The organism is Cellulosimicrobium sp. CpK407, from assembly GCF_051844275.1.
GTDB lineage: Bacteria > Actinomycetota > Actinomycetes > Actinomycetales > Cellulomonadaceae > Cellulosimicrobium > Cellulosimicrobium cellulans_G.
This window is the reverse complement of the sequence record NZ_JBGNYC010000028.1, coordinates 1-21,059: the sequence shown is the minus strand read 5'-3', so window position 1 is coordinate 21,059 and position 21,059 is coordinate 1. Positions and strand designations below refer to the sequence as shown.

The 21,059-nt window shown below is 73.8% G+C and carries 14 protein-coding genes; 11 read left to right on the top strand and 3 right to left on the bottom strand.

Features of this window, described 5'->3' with window-relative positions:
- The 6 genes from ABWU78_RS13050 to ABWU78_RS13025 all read left to right on the top strand — a co-directional run bounded on the left by ABWU78_RS13050 (nt 1) and on the right by ABWU78_RS13025 (nt 9,453).
- Nucleotides 1-957, top strand: a complete 957-nt coding sequence (locus ABWU78_RS13050) for a carbohydrate ABC transporter permease (RefSeq protein WP_439158645.1) — start codon at nt 1-3, stop codon at nt 955-957.
- A gap of 83 nt (nt 958-1,040) precedes the next feature.
- Nucleotides 1,041-2,381, top strand: a complete 1,341-nt coding sequence (locus ABWU78_RS13045; RefSeq protein ID WP_439158644.1) for an ABC transporter substrate-binding protein — start codon at nt 1,041-1,043, stop codon at nt 2,379-2,381.
- A gap of 144 nt (nt 2,382-2,525) precedes the next feature.
- Nucleotides 2,526-4,670, top strand: a complete 2,145-nt coding sequence (locus tag ABWU78_RS13040; protein WP_439158643.1) for a beta-galactosidase — start codon at nt 2,526-2,528, stop codon at nt 4,668-4,670.
- A 170-nt stretch (nt 4,671-4,840) separates the two neighbouring features.
- The gene (locus ABWU78_RS13035) at nt 4,841-8,440 is read left to right on the top strand and encodes an Ig-like domain-containing protein (RefSeq protein WP_439158642.1); all 3,600 of its coding nucleotides are present in this window, start codon (nt 4,841-4,843) and stop codon (nt 8,438-8,440) included.
- Nucleotides 8,441-8,650: 210 nt separating this feature from the next.
- Entirely contained in the window at nt 8,651-8,983 is a 333-nt protein-coding gene (locus tag ABWU78_RS13030; protein ID WP_253054986.1) for an STAS domain-containing protein, read from the top strand.
- Nucleotides 8,980-9,453 (top strand): ATP-binding protein, encoded by a 474-nt coding sequence (locus ABWU78_RS13025; protein WP_253054985.1) that lies wholly within the window; start codon nt 8,980-8,982, stop codon nt 9,451-9,453. The genes ABWU78_RS13030 and ABWU78_RS13025 overlap by 4 nt, the downstream gene beginning before the upstream one ends.
- 36 nt (nt 9,454-9,489) lie before the next feature.
- Here the strand turns inward: ABWU78_RS13025 and ABWU78_RS13020 are convergent, their stop codons facing one another.
- Nucleotides 9,490-11,772 carry a SpoIIE family protein phosphatase gene (locus ABWU78_RS13020; protein ID WP_439158641.1) on the bottom strand — a complete coding sequence of 761 codons (2,283 nt, stop codon included), beginning with the start codon at nt 11,770-11,772 and terminating at the stop codon, nt 9,490-9,492.
- 261 nt (nt 11,773-12,033) lie between these two features.
- Here ABWU78_RS13020 and ABWU78_RS13015 point away from each other — a divergent pair, with 261 nt between their 5' ends.
- The 3 genes from ABWU78_RS13015 (at nt 12,034) to ABWU78_RS13005 (ending at nt 14,808) form a co-directional block, all read left to right on the top strand.
- On the top strand, nt 12,034-12,831 hold the full coding sequence (locus ABWU78_RS13015) for an ABC transporter ATP-binding protein (RefSeq protein WP_253054983.1): 798 nt from the start codon (nt 12,034-12,036) through the stop codon (nt 12,829-12,831).
- Nucleotides 12,832-12,949: 118 nt separating this feature from the next.
- On the top strand, nt 12,950-13,387 hold the full coding sequence (locus tag ABWU78_RS13010) for a YciI family protein (RefSeq protein ID WP_353707699.1): 438 nt from the start codon (nt 12,950-12,952) through the stop codon (nt 13,385-13,387).
- A gap of 38 nt (nt 13,388-13,425) precedes the next feature.
- Complete coding sequence (locus tag ABWU78_RS13005; RefSeq protein WP_439158640.1) at nt 13,426-14,808, top strand: RNA polymerase sigma factor; 1,383 nt, start codon at nt 13,426-13,428, stop codon at nt 14,806-14,808.
- Between the two features lie 38 nt (nt 14,809-14,846).
- Here the strand turns inward: ABWU78_RS13005 and ABWU78_RS13000 are convergent, their stop codons facing one another.
- On the bottom strand, nt 14,847-15,896 hold the full coding sequence (locus tag ABWU78_RS13000; protein WP_439158639.1) for an aldo/keto reductase: 1,050 nt from the start codon (nt 15,894-15,896) through the stop codon (nt 14,847-14,849).
- A gap of 31 nt (nt 15,897-15,927) precedes the next feature.
- A complete protein-coding gene (locus ABWU78_RS12995; RefSeq protein WP_439158638.1) occupies nt 15,928-16,974 on the bottom strand; it encodes a LacI family DNA-binding transcriptional regulator in 1,047 nt (348 codons plus the stop codon).
- Between the two features lie 322 nt (nt 16,975-17,296).
- Here ABWU78_RS12995 and ABWU78_RS12990 point away from each other — a divergent pair, with 322 nt between their 5' ends.
- Both ABWU78_RS12990 and ABWU78_RS12985 read left to right on the top strand, forming a co-directional pair.
- A complete protein-coding gene (locus ABWU78_RS12990; RefSeq protein WP_439158637.1) occupies nt 17,297-19,570 on the top strand; it encodes a discoidin domain-containing protein in 2,274 nt (757 codons plus the stop codon).
- A 152-nt stretch (nt 19,571-19,722) separates the two neighbouring features.
- Nucleotides 19,723-21,059 (top strand): DUF1996 domain-containing protein (locus ABWU78_RS12985; protein WP_439158636.1); only part of this gene is annotated, 1,337 nt, incomplete at its 3' end.

Sequence of the window (21,059 nt, the reverse complement as noted above, 5' to 3'; positions counted from 1 at the left end):
ATGACCGCCACGACCCCCTCGACCCCGGCGGTCCCCGCCGCGGCCCGCACGACGCCGCGCACGACGGCGCGCAAGCCCGTCCGTCTGCGCTCGCGCGCGCCCCACAGCGTGGCCCGCCCGCGCCGCAGCGTCCTGATGACCGTGCTGGCCGGGATCGTCCTGATCTACGCGCTCGTGCCGCTCTTCTGGCTCGTCGTCAACGCGTCCAAGACGCAGTCGAGCCTGTTCAGCTCGTTCGGCCTGTGGTTCAGCGGCGACTTCGCGCTGTTCGACAACATCGCGCGCACGCTCACCTACGACGACGGCATCTTCGGCCGTTGGTTCGCGAACACGCTCCTGTACGTCGTGCTCGGCGCCGGCGGCGCGACGTTCCTCGCCGTGCTCGGCGGGTACGCGCTCGCGAAGTTCGACTTCCCGGGCAAGCGCGGGGTCTTCGCGACCGTCATCGGCGCGGTCGCCGTGCCGGGCACCGCGCTCGCCGTGCCGACGTTCCTCATGTTCAGCCAGATGGGCCTCACGAACACGCCGTGGGCCGTCATCATCCCGTCGCTCATCTCGCCGTTCGGCCTGTACCTCATGTGGGTCTTCGCGGCCGAGTCGATCCCGACGGAGCTGCTCGAGGCCGCGCGCATGGACGGGTCGAGCGAGGGCCGCACGTTCTTCCAGGTCTCGCTGCCGCTGCTCGCGCCCGGGATCGTCACGGTCCTGCTCTTCACCATGGTCGCGACCTGGAACAACTACTTCCTGCCGCTGATCATGCTCAAGGACCCCGACTGGTACCCCCTGACGCTCGGCCTCAACGCGTGGAACGCGCAGGCCGCGACCGCCGGCGGCGAGGCGATCTTCGACCTCGTGATCACCGGCTCGCTGCTGACGATCCTCCCGCTCGTCGCCGCCTTCCTGCTCCTCCAGCGCTACTGGCAGTCCGGCCTCGCGGCCGGGTCCGTCAAGGAGTGACCGGACCCCCGACCCCATGCCCTGCCGCCCGCAGCGCGTGTGCACCACCCGATCCGTCTGACGACGAAGTGAGAGGAACCCCCATGTCCGTCCGCACCACCCGCACCCTGCGTGCCGTCGCCGCCACCGGCGTCGTCGCGCTCGCCCTGGCCGCCTGCAGCTCCGGCGGCGGCAACGACTCCGGCGGGGACGCCGGCTCGGCCGACGACGTCGCGGCGGCTCTCGAGGAGGGCGGCAGCCTCACGGTGTGGGCCTGGGAGCCCACGCTCGAGCAGGTCGTCACCGACTTCGAGGCGAAGTACCCGAACGTCGACGTCGAGCTCGTCAACGCCGGCACCGGCAACGACCAGTACACGGCGCTCCAGAACGCGATCGCGGCCGGCAAGGGCGTGCCCGACGTCGCGCAGGTCGAGTACTACGCGCTCCCCCAGTTCGCGCTCTCCGACGCGCTGGCCGACCTCTCCGCGCTCGGCGCCGACGAGCTCGACGGCACGTTCACGCCGGGGCCGTGGAGCGCCGTCCAGCAGGGCGAGGGCATCTTCGGCCTCCCCATGGACTCCGGCCCCATGGCCCTCTTCTACAACGAGGAGGTCTTCACGCAGCACGGCATCGAGGTGCCGACGACGTGGGACGGCTTCGTCGAGGCGGCGCGCGCCCTGCACGCGGCCGACCCGAACGTGTACATCACCAACGACACGGGTGACGCGGGCTTCACGACGTCGCTCATCTGGCAGGCCGGCGGCCAGCCGTTCCAGGTCGACGGCACGGACGTGACCATCGACCTCGCGGACGAGGGCAGCACGCAGTTCGCCGAGACGTGGCAGACGCTCATCGACGAGGACCTGCTCGCGCCGGTGAGCTCGTGGAGCGACGAGTGGTACCAGGGCCTCGGCAACGGCACGATCGCGACGCTCGCGATCGGCGCGTGGATGCCCGCGAACCTCGAGTCCGGCGTGCCCGACGGCGCGGGCAAGTGGCGCGTGGCCCCGCTCCCGCAGTGGGAGGAGGGCGCGTCGGCCAGCTCCGAGAACGGCGGCTCCGCGCTGTCCGTGACCGCGGCGAGCTCGCAGCAGGCGCTCGCCTACGGCTTCCTCGAGTACGCGAACGCGGGCGACGGCGTCCAGGCGCGCGTCGACGGCGGCGCGTTCCCGGCCACGACGGCCGAGCTGGAGTCGGACGAGTTCCAGGGCTACGAGTCCGAGTACTTCGGCGGCCAGAAGATCAACGAGGTCCTCGCGCAGTCGGCCTCCGACGTCGTCGAGGGCTGGTCGTACCTGCCGTTCCAGGTCTACGCGAACTCGATCTTCAACGACACGGTCGGCCAGGCGTACGTCTCGGGCACGACCCTCGCCGACGGCCTGAAGGCCTGGCAGGACGCGTCGGCGAAGTACGGCACCGAGCAGGGCTTCACCGTCAACGAGTGACCTGATCCCCGCCGGGCGCCTGCCGGGGCGCCCGGCGGCCCTGCCCCGAACGGCCGCGTGGTCGCGCCCCCGGTACGACCACGCGGCCACCCGCCGGTGGCCCCACCCGCCACCGACCGCTCTGCGAGCACCTGAGGAGCCTGCATGTCCACCCCCACCCCGTTCCGCTGGCTGCGCCGTCCCGGGCCGCACACGCCCCCGGGCGCGGCCGTCGGAGCGTCCGACGCGTACGCGCCGTCGGGCCTGTCCTACGGCGCGGACTACAACCCGGACCAGTGGCCCCGCGAGGTCTGGGCGGAGGACGTGCGCCTCATGCGCGAGGCGGGCGTCACCGTGGTCTCGCTCGCGATCTTCTCGTGGGCGCGGATCCAGCCGACGGAGCACACGTGGGACTTCGCGTGGCTCGACGAGGTCATGGACCTGCTCCACGCGAACGGCATCACCGTCGACCTCGCGACGGCCACGGCCTCGCCGCCGCCCTGGCTCACGACGAAGCACCCGGAGATCCTGCCCCAGACCCGCACGGGCGAGACCCTGTGGCCGGGCGCCCGGCAGCAGTGGCGCCCGACGTCGCCGGTCTTCCGCGAGCACGCGCTGCGCCTCGTGGAGCGCATGGCCGAGCGGTACGGGGAGCACCCGGCGCTCGTCGCGTGGCACGTCTCCAACGAGCTGGGCTGCCACAACGTCGACGACTTCTCCGACGACGCCGCCGCCGCGTTCCGCACGTGGCTGCGCGAGCGCTACACGACCCTCGACGCGCTCAACGACGCGTGGGGCACGGCGTTCTGGTCCCAGCGCTACAGCGCGTGGGAGCAGATCCTGCCGCCCCGCCTGGCCGCGTCGCACCCGAACCCGACGCAGCAGCTCGACTTCAAGCGGTTCTCGTCGGACGCGCTGCGGCAGTACCTGCGCGCGGAGGCCGCGATCCTGCGCCGCGTCACGCCCGACGTCCCCGTGACGACGAACTTCATGGTCATGGGCGAGACGAAGGGCATGGACTACGCCGCCTGGGCGGACGAGCTGGACTTCGTCTCCAACGACCACTACGTGCTCCCCGGGCCGCAGGCCCTCGACGAGCTCTCGTTCTCCGCGAACCTCACGGGCGGCATCGCCCGGCACCGCCCGTGGTTCCTCATGGAGCACTCGACGAGCGCGGTCAACTGGCAGCCCGTCAACGTCGCGAAGAAGCCGGGCGAGCTCGCGCGAGACTCGCTCACCCACGTCGCGCACGGCGCCGACGCGGTCTGCTACTTCCAGTGGCGCCAGTCCGCGGCGGGCGCCGAGAAGTACCACTCGGGCATGCTCCCGCACGCAGGTGAGCGCTCACGTCTGTTCCGCGACGTCGTCGCGCTCGGTGCGACCCTGCGCGACCTCGCACCCGTCGCGGGCAGCGAGCAGAAGCCCGCGCGGGCCGCGATCGTCTTCGACTGGGACTCGTGGTGGGCGAGCGAGCTCGACTCCCACCCCACCGACCGGCTGCGCTACCGGCAGGAGGCGCTCGACTGGTACTCGGCGTTCCTCGCGCTCGGCGTGCGGGCGGACGTGGTGCCCACGGCGACGGACCTCGCGACGTACGACGTCGTCGTGGCGCCCGTGCTGCACGTGGTCCCCGTCGACCTCCGGGACCGCCTCACGGCGTTCGTCGAGGGCGGGGGCCACCTCGTCACCACGTACTTCTCGGGCGTCGTCGACCAGGACGACCACGCGTGGCTCGGCGGCTACCCGGGCGCGCTGCGCGACCTGCTCGGCGTCCGCGTCGAGGAGTTCGCCCCGCTGCTGGACGGCGAGAGCGCGACGGTCGAGCTCGCGGGCGAGCAGCTCGAGGGCACCCTGTGGACCGAGCCGGTGGACGTCGTCGACCCCGACGTCGAGGTGCTGGGCTGGTACAAGACCGGCGAGCAGGCGGGCCGCGCCGCGGTGACGCGGCGGACGGTCCGGTCCGGGGACGGCGCGGGCTCCGCCGCGTACGTCTCCACGCGGTTCGGGCGCCTCGGCCTCGTCCCCGTGCTCGCGCGCCTGCTCGACGACGCGGGCGTGCGCAGCGAGCTGCCCGCCGCCGTCCGCGGCGACGTCGAGCTCGCGGTGCGGACGGACGGCACCGACGACTTCTGGTTCCTCGTCAACCGCACGGCGCGCCCGGTCGAGGTGCCCGACGTCGCGGGCGACGTCCTCGCAGGCCGCCGCCTCGCGCCGTCGGGCACTGGCTCCCCGGAGACCGGAGCGATCCTGCTCGAGCCGCGCGGCGTCGCCGTCGTCCGCCGCCCGGCCGAGCCGACCCCGCCGAGGTAGAGCCCCGGTAGCGCGAGGTAGAGGCCTGGTAGGCCGAGGTAGAGGCGTGGTCATGACCACGCCTCTACCTCGCCGACCGGGGCTCCACCTCGGCAGAACAGACCCCGCGGGACCGACCCGCACCCGGTGCAGCAACCGGTTCGCAGCGACGCGAAGGAGGTGGCTCAGGGATGAGCCCGACCGAGACCGACACGACCACGCGGGGCGGACCACCCGGTCCTCGCCGCACGGGCCCGGGGGGCCCGGCCGCCCGCCGGACGGGGGCCCGCGTCGTCGCGGGCCTCGGCGCCGGTGCGCTCGTCGCGGGCTGCGCGCTCGCGGCCCTGCCAGCGCAGGCCTCGCCCCTGGGCGCGGTCGCCGCGACGGGTACGACGGCGGCCGCGGCCGACGTCGCGGGCGTCACCGTCACGCCCGACCCGTCGTACGCGGGCGCGCCGTTCGAGGGCTGGGGCACGAGCCTCGTGTGGTTCGCCAACGCCACGGGCGGCTACCCGGACGAGATCCGCGAGAAGCTCGCGGACATGGTGTTCGGCGACGAGGGCCTCAACCTCAACATCGCGCGCTACAACGTCGGCGGCGGGAACGCTCCCGACGTACCGGACTACCTGCGCGCGGGCGGCGCCGTCGACGGCTGGTGGAAGGCGCCGGAGGGCACGACGCGCACCGACGTGGACTGGTGGGACCCCGAGAACCCGGACCACTGGGACGAGGACGCCGACGCGACGCAGCGCTGGTGGGTCGACCGCATCAAGGACGACGTCACGCACTGGGAGACGTTCAGCAACTCCCCGCCGTGGTTCATGACCGTGAGCGGGTACGTCTCGGGCGGGTTCAGCTCGACCGCGGACCAGCTCAAGACGGAGAGCATCGACGACTTCGCGGCGTACCTGGTCGGCGTGACCGAGCGCCTCGAGGACGCGCACGGCATCGAGGTCGACACGATCGACCCGTTCAACGAGCCCAACACGAACTACTGGGGCACCCAGCTCGGCAGCGACGGCAACCCGACCGGGGGCCGCCAGGAGGGCGCCCACATGAGCCCCGCGCTCCAGGCGAAGGTCGTCCCGGCGCTCGCCGCGGCGCTCGAGGGCTCCTCGACCGACGCCGTCATCTCGGCGATGGACGAGACGAACCCCGGCACGTTCGCGACCAACTGGAACGCGTACCCGCAGTCGGTCCGCGACCAGGTGTCGCAGCTCAACGTCCACACCTACGGCACGGGCCAGCGCACGACGGTCCGTGACATCGCCAAGGGCGAGGACAAGCCGCTGTGGATGAGCGAGGTCGGCGGGAACTGGAGCTCGACGGGCCAGGACTTCGAGACCATGGAGTCCGGCCTCGGCAGCGCGCAGCACATCGTCGACGACCTGCGCGAGCTCGAGCCGAGCGCGTGGGTGTTCTGGCAGCCGGTCGAGGACTACGCCAACATGGCGCCGGGCGGCGAGAGCGCGAACGGCATGAACTGGGGCGAGATCCAGATCCCGTTCGACTGCACGGCCGAGGACACGCTCGAGACGTGCCCGATCTACACGAACACGAAGTACTGGGCGACCCAGAACTTCACGCACTACATCGAGCCGGGCGACTCGCTGATCCGCTCGGACGACGCGAGCAGCACGGCCGCGGTGTCGGCCGACGGCACGTCCGCGACGGTCGTGCACGTGAACGCCACGAAGGCCGAGCGCGCCGTGACGCTCGACCTGTCGAAGTTCGGTGCGGTCGGGTCCGATGCGACCGTCACCCCCGTGGTCACGAGCACGGCCGGCTACCTCGTCGAGGGCGAGCCGGTGGCCGTCGAGACGGGTGCGGACGGTCCGAGCGCGACGCTCGTCGTGCCGGCCGAGTCCGTGACGACGTTCGTCGTCGACGGCGTCTCCGGCGTCGCGGACGACGCCGCGCTCATCCAGGACGGCCACGCGTACCGCATCGACGGCGTGCAGGCGGACCGCTCGCTCGCGCCGTCGGCGTCGGGCGCGGGCGTCGTGATCCGCACCGACGCGCCGGTCGCGGAGCAGGCGTGGGAGCTCACGGCGCTCGGCGCCCCCGAGGGCTCCGGGACGCACCGCACGCGCTACGCGGTGACGAACGCGGCCACGGGCCGTCAGCTCGCGGTCGCGGCCGACACGTCCGCCGTCCTCCAGGACGCCCCCGCCGACGTCGCGGACACCCCGCTCGCCGCGCAGTGGATCCTCTCGACGACCGGGGACGGCACCTACACGCTCGTCAACGCGTCCTCGAAGACCCTCCTCGAGGTCGGCGGCCAGGCGACGGCCGACGGGTCGCCCGTGGGTACGTACCTCGCGAACTCCGGCGTCAACCAGCGCTGGAGGATCGTCGACGAGACGGTCCTGGGTACCGAGCCGGTCGAGGCGTTCACGACGCCGGGCACCGCGCCCGAGCTTCCCGCGACCGTCACGCCCGTCTACCGCGACGGGGCGCGCGGCGCGCTCCCCGTGACGTGGGACGTGCCGGACGACGACGCGTGGGCCGAGCCCGGCACCGTCGAGGTGACGGGCACCGTGGCCACGCCGACCGGCGGCGAGGTCGCCGCGACGGCGACCGTCGTCGTCGACGAGCTCACCTCCACGCTCCCCGCGCGCGCCAAGGCGTACGCGGGCGGCACGCCGACGCTCCCGGCGACCGTCACCGCGGTGGCGGCGGGCGGGGCCGAGGTGCCGCGCCCGGTGGTCTGGGACGACGCCCCCGCGGACGCGTACGACGCCGTCGGGGTCGTCGAGCTCTCCGGCACGGCCGACGCCGGGGCGGGCGCCACGCTCCCGGCCACCGTCCGCGTCCAGGTGACCGAGGCGGCGTCCGCCAACGGCGCGCTCGCCGCGGGCACGACCGCGAGCGCGACGTTCACCGAGCCGGGCTACTCCGTCGGCGGCGTCGTGAACGGCAACCTCACCGACAAGGCGTGGTCGAACTGGGTGTCGGGCACCAAGCGGACGTCCGACACGCTCACGGTCACGCTCCCCGCCGACCGGGACGTCACGGGCGTCGTGACGCGGTTCTGGAAGGACGGGTCCAGCGCGAGCTGGGCGCAGTCCGTCCGGCTCCAGGCCCTCGTGGGCGGCACGTGGACCGACGTCGGCGCGCCCGTCACCGTGGACGCCTCGCCCGACGGCCCCGCGCCCGCGGTCGAGGTCCCCGCGGACGTGCGGACGTCGTCCGTGCGCGTCGTCCTCACGGCACGGGCGAACACCCACCTGGTCGTCTCCGAGATCGAGGTGCTCGCCAAGGTGCCCGGCACGGGGACCGACGCCGCGGCGTCGGGCATCACGGTGGACGGCGAGCCCCTCGCCGGGTTCGACCCCGCGGTGACGGCGTACGACGTGCCCGTCGCGGGCGGGGTGCCCGCCGTCGCGGCGGTCGCGCACGACCCCTGGGCGACGGTCGCGGTCGAGGCCGCCGACGCCGTCCCCGGCACGACGACCGTGCGCGTCACCGCCGAGGACGGCACGGAGCAGGCGTACGCCCTGCGCTGGACCGCCGACGCGGGCAGCGCCCCGGTCACCGCCGTCGCCGAGACGCGGTGCCTGGCCGGGAAGGTCTACGTCGCGGTCCGCGCCACGAACGACGGCGACGCGCCGCTCGACGTGACGCTCGCGACGCCGTACGGCACGCGGACGTTCGCGGGAGTCGCCCCGGGCACGAACGCGTACCAGTCGTTCGCGTCGCGCGCCGCGTCCGTCCCCGCCGGGACGGCCGTCGTGACGGTCGACGGGTATGCGCCGCTCGAGGTCGCGTTCGACGCGCGCACCTGCTGAGAGGTCCGGCCCACCGTGCGGGCCCGGTCGACGTCCCCGCGACGTCGACCGGGCCCGTCGCCGTCCCGCGGGCCGGGACGTGCGACGACGCACGGACCGGATCCGGAAAGGTCGGCGCCACGCGCCGGATCGCAGAGCGAGCGTCGGCAGGTCCGCGTACCGTGTCCCGGGTGCCCGGCACCGTGCCGGGACGAGGAGGAGCACACCACGGTGACCCCGACGACGAGCGGCGACGTCATGACGACGAGCGGCGGCACGCGCTGGACCATGCGAGGCGAGATCGACGCCGCGGTCCAGGCCCGCCGCGAGGACGAGCTGCTGCGGCTCGCGCAGTCGGCGGACGATCGCATCCACGTCGACCTCGGTGACGTGACCTTCATGGACTCGGGCGGCCTGCGCCTGCTCTACCACGCCGCCACCGCCGGGTCGGGGTCGCCCGTGCTGGAGCGCGTCCCGCGCCGCGTCCGGGACCTGCTGGAGCTCAGCGGAGTGGTCGACCTCTTCGAGATCGCGGACGACAGCACCGGCGAGGACGGCGCGTGAGCGTCGAGCACGCCGCCGTCCCGGTCGGCTTCGTCGAGATCGGGTCCTGGCCGCTGCGCGGACTGGGCGACCTCGCGACGCTGCGCGAGGGCCTGCACCGCCTGCTCACCGGCGGGCCGCTCCCGCCGGACCGCGCGCTCGAGGCGACGCCGGAGCGCGTCGTCCTCGTGGCGAGCGAGCTCGCCACCAACGCCCTGCGGCACGGCCTGCCGCCCACGCGCGTCCGTCTGCTCAGCGACGGGCGCGAGCTCGTCGTGGACGTCGTGGACCACTCTCCGGCGGCGCCGGTCGTGGCCGGGCGGCGCTCACCGGGCGCGGGCGGGTTCGGCCTCGTGCTCGCGCAGCGGGCGTCGACGGCCGTCGGCTGGTTCCGGGCCGGTACCGGCGAGAAGCACGTGTGGGCGCGGTTCGACGTCCCGGTCTTCCGCGGCGGCGCCTCGGTGCGCAGCGCGCTCCTCCCCGTCGGCTGACCGCTGTCGGCTGCCCGTCGACCCGCCGCGACGCGCTCAGGCGTCGCGGCGCACGAGGAGCAGCGTCGCGTCGTCCGCGGAGCGCGGGTCGCGCGCCGCCGTGACGATGCCGTCCACGTCCGCGTCCGGGCCCGCCGCGAAGACCGCCGCGAGCCGGTCGAGGCCGTCCCGGATCGACTCGCCGCGACGCTCGACCAGCCCGTCGCTGTAGAGCACGAGCGCTCCCCCGCGCGGGACCTGGAGCACGTGCGCGGTCGGGACGCGGTCGACGATCCCCAGCGGGGGGACGCTCGCGCGCTCGGCCCACGTCGTCGTGCCGTCCGGCCCGACGACGAGCAGGGGCGGGTGCCCCACGGACACGTGCTCGACGACGCCGCTCGCCGGGTCCAGGAGGGCGACCGCGAGCGTCGCGACCTCGCCCGGCAGGGTCCAGCGGGCGACCTCGCCCAGCCGTGCCACGGCCTCGACCGCCGAACCCGAGCTCACGAGCGCGGCGCGCAGCGTCGTGCCGAGCTGGCCCATCGTCGCGGCGGCCTGGAGACCGTGGCCCGTGACGTCGCCGACGACGAGCGCGAGGCGGCCCGACGGGAGCACGAGGGCGTCGTACCAGTCGCCGCCGACCAGGCCGGTGCCGGCGGACTCGTAGCGCGACTGGAGCGTCCAGCCCGGGACGTCCGGGAGCAGCGCCGGCAGGAGGCTGCGCTGCAGCTCCTCCGTCGCGCGCACGGCCTTGCGTCCGCGCAGGTACAGCGCCTCCACCAGGTGGCCCCGCAGCGACGTCGCGACGTCGGTCTGGTCCGCCGTCCACGGCGCGCTGTGGCCGCGCACGACCTCGCGCCAGCGCTCGAAGGACTTGCGCGGGCTCAGCCGGACCGTCGCGCCCTCGCGTTGCGCGATCGCCTTGTTGTACGGGTCGCCGCCCCAGTCGACGTGCCGCAGCACCTCGTCGCGCACCCACACGACGACCTGCCCCTCGGGGAGCACGATGCCCATCACTCCCGCGACGTCGGGCGCGAGCGCCGCGACGTCCGGCGCGTCGCGGCCCAGCGCCTCGGTCGCGACGAGGTCCTCGCCGTGGCCGAGCACCCAGGCGACGAGCGCGCGGCACCCGTCCTCGTCGGGCGTGCTGCCGACCTTGATGAGGCCGCCCTCCGCGACGACGACCGCACCGTCGGCCCGGACGAGGCGCCGCAGCCAGCCCGAGCGGGTCAGCGCGGTGCCGATCGGGACGCTCTCGTCGCGGCTGTCGGCGGCGAGGTGGGCGAGGACGCCCTCCGCGCGCCGCACCTCGGCCTCGCGCTCGTCCTCGGCCTGCGCGACGAGCCGGACCGAGAGCGCCGACCCGAGGAACTCGGCAGCCGTGCGCACCTCGTACGGCGGCTCGTGCGGTCCGGCGTAGTGGTGGCACGCGATGAGCCCCCACAGCCGGCCCTCCCGCAGGAGCGAGATCGACATCGACGCGCGCACGCCCATGTTGCGCAGGTACTCGAGGTGGATCGGCGAGACGCTGCGCAGCGTGGAGTACGTGAGGTCGAGCGGCGCGCCCGTGGTCGGCAGGAGCGCCGGCACGATCGGCTGGGGCGCGTAGTCCACGTCCGCGATGAGCCGGATCCAGTTCTTCTCGTACAGCGCCCGGGCCTGCGGCGGGATGTCCGACGCCGGGTAGTGCAGCCCGAGGAACGCATTGAGGTCCTCGCGGCGCGCCTCGGCCACCACCTCGCCGTTGTACGCGGCGTCGAAGCGGTAGATCATCACGCGGTCGAACCCCGTGAGCTCGCGCACGTGCCGGGCCGCGTCGTCGTACAGCTCGTCGAGGGTCGCGGCACGCTCCAGGTCCCGCAGCGCGTGCCGCACGGCGAGGTAGGTGTTCGGGAACGTGAGGGGGCGCGCGCCCGCGGCCGTCTCGAGCTCGACGACGAGCACCGGCTCGGTCTCGGCCGCGTCCACGGGCAGCGGGGGCCGGTGGAGCACGGCGTCCACGGCGACGGGCGCCCCGTCCCAGCGGTCGAGGTCCAGCGTCACGGGGTTGCGCGTCGCGAGGTCGCCGACGTTCGCGGCGTGGTCGAGCACCCGGCGTGCCGGTTCCGTGCCCAGCGCGTCGGCGAGCGGTCGGCCGACCAGCTCCTCGGCCGGGACGCCCAGGTGCCGCGCGACGTTCGCCGACGCCTGGAGCAGCACGCCGTCGTGCTCGCGCACGACGAGCAGCACGCCGCGGGGCTGGACCATGCCGGGCACGTGGATGGGCTCGCGTGCGCAGTTGTCGAGGTCCACCGCCTCGCCGGGCGCCAGCAGCTCCGGCTCGTCGACCGTCCTGGTCACGTGGTCCTCCGTCCGGGTCGCCGCACACCGGCAGGGGTGCCGCGGTGCGGGTCGACGGACCACCTGGGCTCGAGGATCCTGGTCGAGTGCCCCAGGCTACCGCGCCCCGGGCTCCGGGCCCGAACCGTGCGCCGCGTCGCGGGGCCGCCGGGGCGGCGACGGGCACCGTGAGCGACGCCACGGAACTCCGCGGTAGCGTCGTTCGTCGGACGAGCGGGGCCCCGGACCGCCCGCCCGGCCCCGACGACCAGAAGGTGACCCATGAGCACGACGACCACCCCGATCCTGCGCGCCACCGGCCTCGCGGCCGGCTACGGAGGGCCCGACGTCGTGCACGGCATCGACCTCGACGTCGTCCCGGGCACCCCGCCGGTCGGGATCGTCGGCGAGTCGGGCGCCGGCAAGTCCACGGTCGTGCGGGCGCTCGTCGGGCTCGTGCGCCCGACCGCGGGCCACGTCACGTACGCCGGCCGCACCGTCACCAAGCTCTCGCGCCGGGACAAGAAGCAGTTCACCGCCGACGTGCGGCGCGTCTCGCAGGACGGCCTCGCCGGGATCGGGATCGACCCGCGCTGGACCGTCGACCGCACGCTGTCCGCCGCGCTCAAGGACGCCCGCAGGGCCGGGCGCCCGAGCGGCCGCTCCGTCGAGGACCTGCTCGGCGACGTCGCGCTCGAGCCGCGGTACGCCCCGCGCACGATCCACTCGCTCTCCGGCGGCGAGAAGCAGCGCGTCGCGCTCGCCGTCGCGCTCGCCACGCGCCCGCGCGCCCTCCTGCTCGACGAGCCGCTCACCGCCGTCGACCCGGCCATGCGCGGCGACGTCGTGCGTCGCCTCGGCGCCGCGACGGCCGAGCTCGGCACCGCGGTGCTGCTCGTCTCGCACGACCTCGAGCTCGTCGAGCGGATGTGCCCCACCGTGCACGTGCTCGCCGACGGGACCTTCGTCGCCTCCGGCGCGCTGCGCGACGTCTTCGCCGGGACCGCGCCGGGCGCCGACCACCCGGCCGTGCGGGGCCTCGCGGAGGCCGCGCCGCTCGCCGTCCAGCGCTTCCGCTGACGCCTCGGCGAAACTCGTCGGCGACGCGTGTCGAAAACCCGGGGGCGCCGTCCGACGTCAGGGTGAACGCGCCTTCACGACACTAGGGTCGAGGAGGCACTCACCGAGGAGGAACGTCATGCGCGTCATGGTCATGATCACGGGCAACGGGGCCGACGAGGACAAGATCGCCCCCACCCAGGAGATGCTCGCCCAGATGGGCGCGTACAACGAGGAGCTCGTCAAGGCGGGCATCATGCTCGACGGCCAGGGACTGCAGCCCACGGCCAAGGCCGCGCGCGTCGTGTTCCGCGGCGGCGAGACGTCCGTCGTCGACGGGCCGTTCACCGAGTCCAAGGAGATCGTCGCCGGGTACTGGATCTGGCAGGTCTCCTCGCTCGAGGAGGCCGTCGAGTGGGCCCGCAAGTGCCCCAGCGACCCGAGCATGGGCCTGGAGGAGGTCCTCGAGATCCGGCCGATCTTCGAGGTCGAGGACTTCGGCGCCGAGTACACGCCCGAGCAGCGCGCGAAGGACGAGCGCCTCGCCGAGCAGATCCGCGCGCAGCAGGGCTCCTGAGCCCCTGCTCCGGGCAGGGGTATGACAGGGGTACGACGATGACCGACCTCTCCCGCACCGTCGAGGCCGTGTGGCGCATCGAGTCGCCGCGGCTCGTCGCGGGCCTCGCGCGGACCTTGCGCGACGTCGGCCTCGCCGAGGAGGTCGCCCAGGAGGCGTTCGTCGCCGCGCTCGAGCAGTGGCCCGAGCAGGGCGTCCCGGACAACCCCGGCGCGTGGCTGACGACCGTGGCGCGCCGCCGCGCCGTCGACCTGGTCCGCCGCGAGCGCACGCGCGACGAGAAGTACGCGCGGCTCGCGGCGGACCTCGCCGCGCCCGGTGCGCGGTCCGGCGGAGGGACGACGGCGGTCGCGCACCCGGGCGACGGCGGCGCGGTCCTCGTGGGGTCGGTCCCGGCCCCCGACGCGATCGTCGAGGACCCCGTGGGCGACGACCTGCTCGCGCTCGTGCTCGTCGCCTGTCACCCCGTGCTCCCGCGCGACTCCCGCGTCGCGCTCACCCTGCGCCTCGTGGGAGGACTGACGACGGACGAGATCGCGCGCGCGTTCCTCGTCCCCTCCGCGACGGTCGGGCAGCGCGTCTCGCGCGCGAAGCGGACGCTCGCCGAGGCGAACGTCCCGTTCGACGTCCCGCAGGCCGACGAGCTCGCCGCCCGCGTGCCCGCCGTGCTCGAGGTCGTGTACCTCGTCTTCACCGAGGGGTACGCCGCCACGTCGGGCGACGCGTGGGTACGGCGCGAGCTCGCCGACGACGCGATGCGGCTCGGGCGGGTGCTCGCCGGGCTGCTCCCGGGCGAGCCGGAGGTGCACGGGCTCGTCGCGCTCATGGAGCTCCAGGCGTCACGCTTCGCCGCGCGCACCGGGCCCGACGGCGAGCCCGTGCTGCTCCAGGACCAGGACCGCGCACGCTGGGACCGCCTCCTCGTCCGCCACGGCCTCGCCGCGCTCGACCGCGCGCTCGCGCTGGGCACGCGCGCCGGGAAGCCGCTCGGTCCCTACTCCCTCCAGGCCGCGATCGCCGCGTGCCACGCACGGGCCACGGCCTGGGCGGACACCGACTGGGAGGCGATCGTCGCCCTCTACGACGCGCTCGCCTCCGTCGCGCCCTCCCCCGTCGTCGAGCTCAACCGCGCCGTCGCCGTCGGCTACGCGGACGGTCCCGACGCCGCGCTCGTCGTGCTCGACGCCGTCGCGGACGACCCGCGCCTCGCCCGCCACCACCTCTACGGCGCCGTGCGCGGCGACCTGCTCACCCGGCTGGGACGGCACGCCGAGGCCGCGGACGTCCTCGAACGCGCCGCCGCCCTCGCCCCGACCCGCCACGAGCGCCAGCTCCTCCTGGAGCGCGCCGCCGCGGCGTCGTCGTCTGCCGACCCGCACCCCGCCCATGGTCGCGAGGTAGAACCTCCGGACCCGAGGTAGAGCCCCGCGAGCTCTACCTCGCGACCGGCGGTTCGGTTCTACCTCGCGAGGGCGGACTCGATGGCGTCCGTCTCGTCGGGGGTGAGCGGGGGTGCCGCGAGCGCGGCGACGTTGTTCTCGAGCTGGCGGACGCTGCTCGCGCCGATGAGCGCGGACGTGACGCGGTCGTCGCGGAGCACCCAGGCGAGGGCGAGCTGGGCGAGGGTCTGGTCGCGGCCGGCGGCGATCTCGTTCAGCGCGCGAGCCTTCTCGAGGTACGCCTCGTCGAGGTTCTGCTCGGACAGGAACGGCGAGTCGGGGCGGGCGGCGCGCGATCCCTCGGGCGCGGAGCCGGAGAGGTAGCGGTCGGTGAGCAGGCCCTGCTGGAGCGGCGAGAACACGATGGTGCCGACGCCGAGGTCACCTACGACGTCGAGCAGCGACTCGCTCTGGACGCCGTCGTACCGGTCCTCGTGCGCCGGGTCCTCGACGTGGCGGTTGAGCATCGAGTAGCTGGGCTGGTGGATGAGCAGCGGAGTGCCGAGGTCGGCGAGGATCGCGGCGGCCTCGCGCGTGCGGGACGGCGAGTAGTTCGAGACGCCGACGTAGAGCGCCTTGCCCTGCTGGACGGCGTCGTGCAGCGCCCGCATGGACTCCTCGAGCGGCGTGCTCGGGTCCGGGCGGTGGTGGTAGAAGACGTCGACGTAGTCGAGGCCCATGCGCGTCAGCGACTGGTCGAGCGAGGACAGGAGGTACTTGCGCGAGCCGCCGTCGCCGTACGGCCCGGGCCACATGTCGTACCCGGCCTTGGAGGAGATGACGAGCTCGTCGCGGTACGCGCCGAGGTCCTGGGCGAGGTGGCGGCCGAAGTTCTCCTCCGCGGAGCCGTAGGGCGGGCCGTAGTTGTTGGCGAGGTCGAAGTGCGTGATCCCGAGGTCGAAGGCGCGGCGCAGCACGGCGCGCTGCGTCTCGAACGGGTTCACGTCTCCGAAGTTGTGCCACAGACCCAGCGAGATCGCGGGGAGGTCGAGGCCGCTGCGCCCCGTCCGGCGGTAGGTCATGGTGTCGTATCGGTCGTCGGCGGCGACGTAGCGCGGGGCGAGAGGCATGGAGCCATTCTGCCTCCCCGCGCCCAGAGAGCTAGGCTGAGTCGCGCACGACGAGCACGGGGTCGAAGATCCGCGACGTGACCCGCGGCTCGCCGTTCTCCACCTGCTCCAGAAGGAGTCGCGCCATCTCGGCCGCCATCTCCTCCACGGGCTGGCGCACGGTCGTGAGGGCCGGCCGCGTGAGCGTGCCGGCGGGGCTGTCGTCGAACCCCACGACGGCGACGTCGTCGGGCACCCGGCGACCCTGCTCGCGCAGCGCGTGGATCGCCCCCTGCGCCATGACGTCGTTCGAGACGAAGACGCCGTCGATCCCGGGCGCGGTGCGCAACAGCTCGAGCATCGCGGCCTCGCCGCTCTCGACCGTGAAGTTGCCCTCGACGCTCGGCACGTACGCGTGGCCCCGGCGGGCCATGGCGTCGCGGAAGCCGTCGAGACGGTCCCGGGCGGCGAGCACGTCGAGCGGGCCGGACACCACCCCGACGGTCCGGCACCCGCGGTCGAGCAGGTGGTGCGCGGCGAGGCGAGCGCCGTCGGTGTTCGCGACGTCGACGTAGCTCACCGGGAGGGGCCGCGGGGGCCGGGCGAAGAGCACCACGGGTCTGCCCGTGGCCAGGAGCTGCTCGGGGAGCGGGTCGTCGGCGTGGGTGGAGACCAGGAGCGCGCCGTCGGCGTTGCCGAACCGCAGGTAGGACACGACCTGCCGCCTCGCCTCGTCGCCGTCGGCGAGCATGAGCACGGGGTGGACGTCGTGCGGCCGCAGCGACCGCACGAACGACCCCACGACGCGGCCGAAGAACGGGTCGGCGAGCAGGCGCGGGAGATGCGGGCCGTCGTCGGGGCCCGGCTCGGCGCCGGAGACGACGACGGCGACCGTCCCGGTGCGGCGCGTGACGAGCGAGCGCGCGGCCCGGTTGGGCACGTAGCCCGTGGTCGCCACGGCCTCCAGGACGACCTCCTGGACGGCGGGCGCGACCTTGCGCTTGCCGTTGACGACGCGCGAGACCGTCGCGCGCGACACGCCGGCCACCCGGGCGACGTCGTCGAGCGTCGGCGCCCGGTGCTGCACGTCCTCGCTCACGCTCCCGACGATAGCAGGGGTAAGAGCGCTTTCCCGGCACGATCGGACCTGCCTGCGCTCCGCGCTGCCGGGCGTTTTCTTACTGACCAGTTTGTCAGAGTTACCGCCCGTTTTTGGTGTATTTAGGCCGATATTCCCGCCACCTCGCGAGGGTCCAGCGCTTGACAGCCCCCGCGAGCGGGTGAAAACTCGGGCCTCGGGTAAGAGCGCTCTCCCTGCTTCACACCTCAGCCGCGGCGCCGCGGCTGGGGGCACGGCTCGACGACGAACTGTGCCCCGGGTCGACGCCGACCTGGGGCGGACGGAGAGGTAGACGAACACGATGCGCACCACATCCCCCACCGCCCCCGGGCGACCCCGCAGACGCCGAGCGGCCCGCGCCGCGCTCGCGACGCTGGCCTCCGGCGCCTTCGCGGGTGCGGCGCTGGTCGTGCCGGCGACGACCGCGAGCGCCGAGCCGGTGCTCCTGTCCCAGGGCAAGCCCGCCACCGCGTCGTCCGTCCAGGACGACTGGGCCGGGTACGCCGCGGGCAACGCCGTCGACGGCGACCTCGGCACGCGCTGGTCCAGCGCCTGGAGCGACCGCCAGTGGCTCCAGGTCGACCTGGAGCAGGACGCGAGCGTCGACCGTGTGGAGCTCGTCTGGGAGGGCGCCTACTCGTCGGCCTACCAGGTCCAGGTCTCCGACGACGCCTCCGCCTGGCGCACGCTCTACTCCACGACCCAGGGCGACGGCGGCACCGACGTGCTCGACGTCGACGGCGAGGGGCGGTACGTGCGCGTCCTGTCGACCGCCCGCCCGGGCGGCTACGGCCACTCGCTCTACGAGTTCCGCGTGTTCGGCGAGGCGGGCGGCTCGGGGCCGGTCGACCCGACCGACCCCGGAGACCCGACCGACCCGTTCCCCGACTACGTGCACCCCGGCCACCCGACGGTCCCGGTCAAGGACTCGGGCCCGAGCGTCGTGAAGGTCGTCGGCGGCAACGGCGACTGGGACCTCCAGGTGGACGGGCAGCCGTACACCGTGCGCGGGTTCACGTGGGGCGGCACGAGCGCCGAGGAGACCGGCCCGCGCATGCAGGGCCTCGCCGACATCAACGGCAACACGACCCGCACCTGGGGCACGGGCGCCGACTCGCGCGCGATCTTCGACGCCGCGGCGGAGCACGACGTCCGCGTCATCGCGGGCTTCTGGCTCATGCCCGGCGGCGGCCCGGGGTCGGGCGGCTGCATCGACTACCGCACCGACACGACGTACAAGAACGACACCAAGGCCGACATCCTGCGCTGGGTCCAGGAGTACAAGGACCACCCGGCCGTCCTCATGTGGAACATCGGCAACGAGGCGATCCTCGGCCTCCAGAACTGCTACTCCGGCACGGACCTCGAGGAGATCCGCAACGCCTACGCGTCGTTCGTCAACGAGGTGAGCGTCGCGATCCACGCGATCGACCCGAACCACCCGACGTCGAACACCGACGCGTGGACCGGCGCCTGGCCGTACATCCGCGACCACGCACCCGACCTGGACCTGCTCTCCATCAACGCCTACGGCGACGTGTGCAGCATCGCGAGCGCGTGGGAGGCCGGGGACTACGGCAAGCCGTACGTGCTCACCGAGGGCGGCGCGGCCGGCGAGTGGGAGGTGCCGGACGACGCGAACGGCGTCCCGGACGAGCCCACCGACATCGAGAAGAGCCGCGCGCTCCCGCTGTCGTGGAAGTGCCTCATGGAGCACGAGGGCAAGGCGCTCGGCGCGACGTTCTTCCACTACGGCGTCGAGGGCGACTTCGGCGGGGTGTGGTTCAACGTGACGCCCGGCAACAACAAGCGCCTCGGCTACCACGCGATCGCCAAGACGTGGGGCGTCGACCTCACGGGCGTGAACACGGCCCCGCGCATCACCGGCATGGCGATCCCGGGCTCGACGGCCGTGACCGCCGGCGCGACGCTGGACGTCGACCTCGCCGCGACCGACCCCGACGGCGACCCGATCAACTACGTCGCGTTCTTCAACAGCAAGTACGTCGACGGCGCGGGCGGCCTCGCCTGGACCGAGCTCACGAACAAGGGCCAGGGGAAGTTCTCGGTCACCGCGCCCTCGCGGCTCGGCGTGTGGAAGCTCTACGTCTGGGCCGAGGACGGCAAGGGGAACGTCGGGGTCGAGACGCGGTCGTTCCGCGTCGTGGCACCGCCGGTCGCCGGGACGAACATCGCGCAGGGCAAGACCACCACGGCGTCGAGCTTCGACCCCTGGAACGGCAACTGGTCCCCCGGGCAGGCGACCGACGGCGACCAGGGCACCCGCTGGGCGAGCAGCTGGAACGACGACGAGTGGCTGACGGTCGACCTCGGCTCCGTCCAGGCGTTCCAGCACGTCCAGCTCGTCTGGGAGACGGCGTTCGGCAAGGCCTACCGGATCCAGACCTCGAACGACGGGCAGTCCTGGACGACGGTCCGCACGGTGACCGACGGCGACGGCGGGGTCGACAGCCTCGACGTCGCGGGCACCGGCCGCTACGTGCGGCTCCAGCTCGACGCGCGCGGCACCGCGTGGGGCTACTCGCTGTTCGAGCTCGGCGTCTACCAGCGCTGACACCCCACAGACGTCCGGGTGGGGGCGGCGGCAACCGCCCCCACCCGGCACGGCGCCCGGTGACAGACGCCGGGCGTGCCCATCATCCGCGCAGCGTCGCGCGCTCCTGCCCGAGAGGCTCCGCAGCGCGCGACGACCTCGAAGGAGGAAGCATGCACGGCACGACACGCACCACCACGCTATCGCCTCCCCGGCACGGCATCCGCCGCCCCGGGACGCGCCGACGCCGGATCGCCGCGACGATGACCGGCGTCCTCGTCGCGTCGGCCTCGGTCGTCGTCACGACGAGCGCCGCCGCCGCTCCGGACACCCTGCTCTCCCAGGATGCGCTGACGGCGGCGTCGAGCTCCGAGTCCGGCGGCCTGGGGCCCCGGTTCGCGGTCGACGGCGACCGGTCCACCCGCTGGGCGAGCCAGCCGAGCGACGACCAGTGGCTCCGCGTCGACCTCGGCGAGGCGCACGACCTCGACCGCGTCGTCCTCGACTGGGAGGCCGCGTACGGCAAGGACTTCACGGTCCAGGTGTCGCAGGACGGACAGTCCTGGACGACCGTCGCGACGGTCGTCGACGGGACGGGCGGCGTGCAGTCGTTCGACGTCGACGTGACGGGACGCTACGTCCAGGTCGTCGGGACGGAGCGAGGCACGCAGTACGGCTACTCGCTGTACGAGCTCCAGGTGTTCGGCGACGGCGACGCGCCGGACCCCGAGGAGCCGCCGGAGTGGGACGACGAGGTCACGCACCACGAGTTCCAGGCGAACTGCTCGTTCTCGCACTTCCTGCCCGACGACCCGATCGTCTTCCCGGGGCAGCCGGGGAAGTCGCACCTGCACACGTTCGTCGGCAACCGCGTCACCGACGCGTTCACGGTCCCGGAGGACCTGTTCGAGGACACCGACTCGACCTGCACGGTCCCGCAGGACCACTCGTCCTACTGGTTCCCGGCGATCGAGAAGAACGGCGTCCCGATCGAGCCCGACATCCCCATGACGATCTACTACAAGTCGGGGATCGACGACTACACGAAGGTCAAGCCCTTCCCGCCCGGCCTGCGGTTCGTCGCGGGCGACATGATGGCGACGTACGACGAGTTCCGGACCGCGCCGGGCGCCGTCGAGGGCTGGGAGTGCGGCGACATCTCGAAGAGCTGGGACATCCCGGCGTACTGCCCCGAGGGCACCGAGCTCAACATCCGCTACCAGGCGCCGAGCTGCTGGGACGGCATGCACCTGTCCCCCGACGCCTCGGCGCACATGGGCCACGGCGCGCACATGGCGTACCCCGTGGACGGGCAGTGCCCCATGACGCACCCGATCGCGGTCCCGATGATCGAGTTCAAGATCGCGTGGCCCGTGAGCGGTGACATGTCCGACGTGCGGCTCGTCAGCGGCTCCGACCAGTCGTGGCACTACGACTTCATCAACGGCTGGGAGCCCGAGGTGCTGGAGCGCCTCGTGGAGCACTGCATCAACGGCGGGCTCCAGTGCAA